Below are 5,635 nucleotides of genomic sequence, written 5' to 3' on the forward strand. Positions count from 1 at the left end.
GGGCGTTTGGTCTTTATAAGAGCCTGACGATGACCTACTTTCACACGGGAATCCGCACTATCATCGGCGCTAAGTCGTTTCACTGTCCTGTTCGGGATGGGAAGGAGTGGTACCAACTTGCTATGGTCGTCAGGCATAACGGGTTGCCGCACTGAGCACATGCTCAGCACAGCGAATTCATAGAGTCTTATCAGCTTTTTCGATTGCGCTACGTCTATTCACTTGAATGCGTGCATAAGAACAGTTGGATTCAACTGTGTTCAGACACTCATCTTTGATCGATTTTTGATCAAAGTTATAGGGTCAAGCCGCACGAGCAATTAGTACTGGTTAGCTTAACGCATTACTGCGCTTCCACACCCAGCCTATCAACGTCCTGGTCTTGAACGACTCTTTAGGGGGCTCAAGGCCCCGGCAGATCTCATCTTGGAACGAGTTTCCCGCTTAGATGCTTTCAGCGGTTATCTCTTCCGCACTTAGCTACCCGGCAATGCCACTGGCGTGACAACCGGTACACCAGAGGTGCGTCCACTCCGGTCCTCTCGTACTAGGAGCAGGCTTCCTCAAATCTGCAGCGCCCACGGAAGATAGGGACCAAACTGTCTCACGACGTTTTAAACCCAGCTCACGTACCTCTTTAAATGGCGAACAGCCATACCCTTGGGACCGGCTACAGCCCCAGGATGAGATGAGCCGACATCGAGGTGCCAAACACCGCCGTCGATATGAACTCTTGGGCGGTATCAGCCTGTTATCCCCAGAGTACCTTTTATCCGTTGAGCGATGGCCCTTCCATACAGAACCACCGGATCACTATGTCCTGCTTTCGCATCTGCTCGACTTGTCAGTCTCGCAGTTAAGCACGCTTATGCCATTGCACTATCGTCACGATGTCCGACCGTAACTAGCGTACCTTCGAACTCCTCCGTTACGCTTTGGGAGGAGACCGCCCCAGTCAAACTGCCTACCATGCACGGTCCCCGATCCAGATAATGGACCTAGGTTAGAACCTCAAACACACCAGGGTGGTATTTCAACGTTGGCTCCATGCGATCTAGCGACCGCACTTCAAAGCCTCCCACCTATCCTACACAGATCTGTTCAAAGTCCAATACAAAGCTACAGTAAAGGTTCATGGGGTCTTTCCGTCTTTCCGCGGGGAGATTGCATCATCACAAACATTTCAACTTCGCTGAGTCTCAGGAGGAGACAGTGTGGCCATCGTTACGCCATTCGTGCAGGTCGGAACTTACCCGACAAGGAATTTCGCTACCTTAGGACCGTTATAGTTACGGCCGCCGTTTACTGGGACTTCGATCAAGAGCTTGCACCCCATCAATTAATCTTCCAGCACCGGGCAGGCGTCACACCCTATACGTCCACTTTCGTGTTTGCAGAGTGCTGTGTTTTTAATAAACAGTCGCAGCCACCTATTTTTTGCAACCCATTCGTGCTCAGATGTTCTCATCACACTACTAGGGCACACCTTCTTCCGAAGTTACGGTGTCAATTTGCCGAGTTCCTTCTCCTGAGTTCTCTCAAGCGCCTTAGAATACTCATCTCGCGCACCAGTGTCGGTTTGCGGTACGGTCGTTGTTAGCTGAAGCTTAGTGGCTTTTCCTGGGACCTCGTTCAGTTACTTCAAGAGCAAGCTCTCTCGATCGACAGCCTCGGTATATGTGCGCCGGATTTGCCTAACGCACGCCTACTTCTGTCTAAACCGGCACTTCCAACCGCCGGATAACCTATTAAGATCCGTCCCCACATCGCACTAACAATCGGTACAGGAATATTGACCTGTTTCCCATCAGCTACGCATCTCTGCCTCGCCTTAGGGGCCGACTCACCCTACGCCGATGAACGTTGCGTAGGAAACCTTGCGCTTACGGCGAGCGGGCTTTTCACCCGCTTTAACGCTACTCATGTCAGCATTCGCACTTCTGATACCTCCAGCATCCTTTACAAGACACCTTCACAGGCTTACAGAACGCTCTCCTACCACTCACAGTAAACTGTGAATCCGCAGCTTCGGTAACTGGCTTGAGCCCCGTTACATCTTCCGCGCAGGACGACTCGATCAGTGAGCTATTACGCTTTCTTTAAATGATGGCTGCTTCTAAGCCAACATCCTGACTGTTTTAGCCTTCCCACTTCGTTTCCCACTTAGCCAATTTTAGGGACCTTAGCTGGCGGTCTGGGTTGTTTCCCTCTTGAGTCCGGACGTTAGCACCCGGTGCTCTGTCTCCCGCGCTGTACTCTTCGGTATTCGGAGTTTGCCTTGGTTTGGTAAGTCGCCATGACCCCCTAGCCAAAACAGTGCTCTACCCCCGAAGGTAATACGCGAGGCACTACCTAAATAGTTTTCGGAGAGAACCAGCTATTTCCAAGTTTGTTTAGCCTTTCACCCCTATCCACAGCTCATCCGCTAGTTTTGCAACACTAGTCGGTTCGGACCTCCAGTACCTGTTACGGCACCTTCATCCTGGCCATGGATAGATCACTTGGTTTCGGGTCTACACCCAGCGACTGAATCGCCCTATTCGGACTCGGTTTCCCTACGCCTTCCCTATTCGGTTAAGCTTGCCACTGAATGTAAGTCGCTGACCCATTATACAAAAGGTACGCCGTCACCCCTTTCGAGGCTCCGACTTTTTGTAAGCATGCGGTTTCAGGATCTATTTCACTCCCCTCCCGGGGTTCTTTTCGCCTTTCCCTCACGGTACTTGTTCACTATCGGTCGATGATGAGTATTTAGCCTTGGAGGATGGTCCCCCCATATTCAGACAGGATTTCTCGTGTCCCGCCCTACTTTTCGCTAGCTCAGTACCACACGTCTCTTTTCACGTACGGGGCTATCACCCGCTGTGGCCGGCCTTTCCATGCCGTTCCGTTAAGTGTCGTGCTATCACTAGCAGGCTTCTCCGATTTCGCTCGCCACTACTTTCGGAATCTCGGTTGATGTCTTTTCCTCGAGCTACTGAGATGTTTCAGTTCACCCGGTTCGCCTCGCACACCTATGTATTCAGTGTGCGATACCTTTCGGTGGGTTTCCCCATTCGGAAATCTCCGGATCAAAGCTAATTTGCCAGCTCCCCGAAGCTTATCGCAGGCTATCACGTCCTTCGTCGCCTATCATCGCCAAGGCATCCACCACATGCTCTTATTCACTTGACCCTATAACTTTGACCTCTCACCAGGCAAGCCCAGCAAGAAGCAAAATCACATCAAGGAATGTCTGTCAGGTCTTTCACCTGACGCGTTATGCCGCATTCAAATTCGCATCTAGCGATACGTTGAATATTCGTTGACGCAATCAAAAAATTGTTGCTGGCGGCACGGCGCACACTAAACCTTTACGAATGTGTGCTTTCCACCAGCAACGCTGATTCGACTCTATGAATTTTTAAAGAACAGCCGAGAACCTTTCGGTTCATCTTGTTGAAACCAATCAACATCAAAATACCCTGTAGCAGGACATTTTGATTTTGATTGAACACCATCAACGGTGACGATAAGTGGTGGAGGATGACGGGATCGAACCGACGACCCCCTGCTTGCAAAGCAGGTGCTCTCCCAGCTGAGCTAATCCCCCAGGATTCGAATGCGCTCATTGGAGGGGATGGTGGGTCTGGTTGGTCTCGAACCAACGACCCCCGCCTTATCAAGACGGTGCTCTAACCAACTGAGCTACAGACCCAAGCCGGTCGCGTTAAACACCCATTTTCATGAGCGCCGTTGGCGACAACCTTCCAACAACCGATAAGTGTGGGCGCAAGAACTTGACTTGACCTGATTTTTCCAGAAAGGAGGTGATCCAGCCGCACCTTCCGATACGGCTACCTTGTTACGACTTCACCCCAGTCACGAACCCCGCCGTGGTAATCGCCCTCCTTGCGGTTAGGCTAACTACTTCTGGCGAGACCCGCTCCCATGGTGTGACGGGCGGTGTGTACAAGACCCGGGAACGTATTCACCGTGACATGCTGATCCACGATTACTAGCGATTCCGACTTCACGCAGTCGAGTTGCAGACTGCGATCCGGACTACGACTGGCTTTATGGGATTAGCTCCCCCTCGCGGGTTGGCAACCCTTTGTACCAGCCATTGTATGACGTGTGTAGCCCCACCTATAAGGGCCATGAGGACTTGACGTCATCCCCACCTTCCTCCGGTTTGTCACCGGCAGTCTCATTAGAGTGCCCTTTCGTAGCAACTAATGACAAGGGTTGCGCTCGTTGCGGGACTTAACCCAACATCTCACGACACGAGCTGACGACAGCCATGCAGCACCTGTGTTACGGCTCTCTTTCGAGCACCAAACCATCTCTGGTAAGTTCCGTACATGTCAAAGGTGGGTAAGGTTTTTCGCGTTGCATCGAATTAAACCACATCATCCACCGCTTGTGCGGGTCCCCGTCAATTCCTTTGAGTTTCAACCTTGCGGCCGTACTCCCCAGGCGGTCAACTTCACGCGTTAGCTTCGTTACTGAGTCAGAAGAGACCCAACAACCAGTTGACATCGTTTAGGGCGTGGACTACCAGGGTATCTAATCCTGTTTGCTCCCCACGCTTTCGTGCATGAGCGTCAGTGCAGGCCCAGGGGATTGCCTTCGCCATCGGTGTTCCTCCGCATATCTACGCATTTCACTGCTACACGCGGAATTCCATCCCCCTCTGCCGCACTCCAGCTTTGCAGTCACAAGCGCCATTCCCAGGTTGAGCCCGGGGATTTCACGCCTGTCTTACAAAACCGCCTGCGCACGCTTTACGCCCAGTAATTCCGATTAACGCTTGCACCCTACGTATTACCGCGGCTGCTGGCACGTAGTTAGCCGGTGCTTATTCTTACGGTACCGTCATTAGCCCCAGGTATTAACCAGAGCCGTTTCGTTCCGTACAAAAGCAGTTTACAACCCGAAGGCCTTCTTCCTGCACGCGGCATTGCTGGATCAGGCTTGCGCCCATTGTCCAAAATTCCCCACTGCTGCCTCCCGTAGGAGTCTGGGCCGTGTCTCAGTCCCAGTGTGGCTGGTCGTCCTCTCAGACCAGCTACAGATCGTTGGCTTGGTGAGCCTTTACCCCACCAACTACCTAATCTGACATCGGCCGCTCCAATCGCGCGAGGCCTTACGGTCCCCCGCTTTCATCCATAGATCGTATGCGGTATTAGCGCAGCTTTCGCTGCGTTATCCCCCACGACTGGGCACGTTCCGATGCATTACTCACCCGTTCGCCACTCGTCAGCACCTTGCGGCCTGTTACCGTTCGACTTGCATGTGTAAAGCATGCCGCCAGCGTTCAATCTGAGCCAGGATCAAACTCTTTAGTTCGATCTTGAATTTTTTGCCCAACCTGTCACCAGGTCAGACCACTCATAAAACGGAATTGAGAAGATCATCACATTTCTGCGATATTTCATCTCTTACTATTCCATGAGCGTTTGTGATTCCGAAGAATCTGCAGGCAACTCGTCGCCTTCAAACGCCCACGCTTATCGGCTGTAGTTTGTTAATGAACCACAACTCAGAACACCCAAGCAGGCCTCTCAGCACCACTCGTCATCCTTCGTTTTCTTAGCACCGCCGCGATCAGCAGAGCCTCGTATTATGACACAGTTTTTGGTCAGTCGTCAAA

The 5,635-nt window shown here is 51.9% G+C and carries 2 tRNA genes and 3 rRNA genes; all 5 read right to left on the bottom strand.

The features are described from left to right. Nucleotides 1-21 precede the first annotated feature (21 nt). Nucleotides 22-134, bottom strand: a 5S ribosomal RNA gene (gene rrf, locus ACFQU0_RS16830). A 165-nt stretch (nt 135-299) separates the two neighbouring features. Beyond that, a 23S ribosomal RNA gene (locus ACFQU0_RS16835) occupies nt 300-3,174 on the bottom strand. Nucleotides 3,175-3,516: 342 nt separating this feature from the next. After that, nucleotides 3,517-3,592, bottom strand: a tRNA-Ala gene (locus ACFQU0_RS16840). A gap of 28 nt (nt 3,593-3,620) precedes the next feature. After that, nucleotides 3,621-3,697: transfer RNA gene (locus ACFQU0_RS16845), tRNA-Ile, on the bottom strand. 105 nt (nt 3,698-3,802) lie between these two features. Then, nucleotides 3,803-5,331: ribosomal RNA gene (locus tag ACFQU0_RS16850) — 16S ribosomal RNA — on the bottom strand. Together the 16S, 23S and 5S rRNA genes with 2 tRNA genes alongside form the textbook arrangement of a ribosomal RNA operon. Between the last annotated feature and the right edge of the window lie 304 nt (nt 5,332-5,635).

The sequence above is a fragment of the Hydrogenophaga defluvii genome, assembly GCF_042665235.1.
GTDB lineage: Bacteria > Pseudomonadota > Gammaproteobacteria > Burkholderiales > Burkholderiaceae_C > Hydrogenophaga > Hydrogenophaga defluvii_A.